Here is a 1,087-nt window from a genome sequence, read left to right as displayed (position 1 = left end):
GGCAGAGTAAAACTTGAAGTGCGACATAAACCACCTAATTAATTTAAAGGGTTTATGGAGTATATAAAATTGTCATACCATCATCTTAACTTTGAAGATCGTACTGCATTAATGCTTGAGTCAAGAAAAGAAGGCTTTTCAGCCAGAAAATTTGCTGAACTTATTAAAAGACATCCTAGTACGATCTATCGTGAGCTTAAAAGAAATAGCATCAATGACGTTTATCAAGCTCGATATGCTTCTGATAACACTTTTGCTAGACGTAGACGTGGTCACAGAAAACTCAAAATCGATTCAATCCTCTGGAAATTTATTGTTGAAGCGATCCGTTGTTTATGGTCTCCTCAGCAAATAGCAAAGCGTTTAAAGACATTTCCTGATTTGGATCAAACAATGAATGTAAGCCATACAACGATTTATTCAACGATACGAGCATTACCCAAGGGTGAGTTGAAAAAAGACTTATTATCCTGTCTACGTCATGAAAATAAAAAGCGAAAAGCTAACGGTGAACCTAAAAAAGATTCTATATTACAGGATATTAAAACTATTCATGAGCGCCCAGCCGAAGTTCAAGAAAGAAAAATACCGGGTCATTGGGAAGCTGATTTAATTAAAGGTAAAGACAATAAAAGTTCGATAGCAACACTTATTGAACGAAATACACGGCTCTGTATCTTGGCAACATTACCTGATGCAAAGGCAGAATCAGTGCGCAAGGCTTTAACTGAAGCTCTGAAATATTTACCTGCAGAACTGCGTAAAACGTTGACCTATGACCGTGGACGCGAGATGGCAGAACATAAAATACTTGAAGAAGATTTAGGCATAGATGTATATTTCTGTGACCCACATTCACCCTGGCAAAAAGGCACATGCGAAAATATGAATGGTTTAATTAGGCAATATTTACCTAAAGGGATTGATTTAAATCAGGCAGATCAGCATTATTTAAATCAAGTTGCCATGTCACTGAATACTCGTCCTAGAAAAGCGTTAGATTGGCTTACACCATTAGAGAAATTTGCTCAGCTTGTTGATTATCATAAGACTTTTCAAACTGTCGCACCTCATGTTTGAATTCGCC

1 protein-coding gene is annotated in these 1,087 nt (G+C 36.9%); it reads left to right on the top strand.

Going from position 1 to position 1,087, the window contains the following annotated elements:
* Positions 1-111: 111 nt before the first annotated feature.
* Positions 112-1,080, top strand: coding sequence for an IS30 family transposase (locus tag FTT86_RS15890; RefSeq protein ID WP_014538385.1), 969 nt, complete (start codon positions 112-114; stop codon positions 1,078-1,080).
* Positions 1,081-1,087: the final 7 nt, after the last annotated feature.

Origin of the sequence: Acinetobacter sp. YH01021, from assembly GCF_013420255.1 — a bacterium.
Taxonomy (GTDB): domain Bacteria; phylum Pseudomonadota; class Gammaproteobacteria; order Pseudomonadales; family Moraxellaceae; genus Acinetobacter.
Note: the sequence above shows the minus strand (reverse complement) of the source record. Positions and strands in the feature narration are given on the sequence as shown.

Excerpts from the sequence above, each read along its gene's own strand:
- FTT86_RS15890 (WP_014538385.1), top strand. The coding sequence starts at position 112 with ATGCTTGAGTCAAGAAAAGAAGGCTTTTCAGCCAGAAAATTTGCTGAA.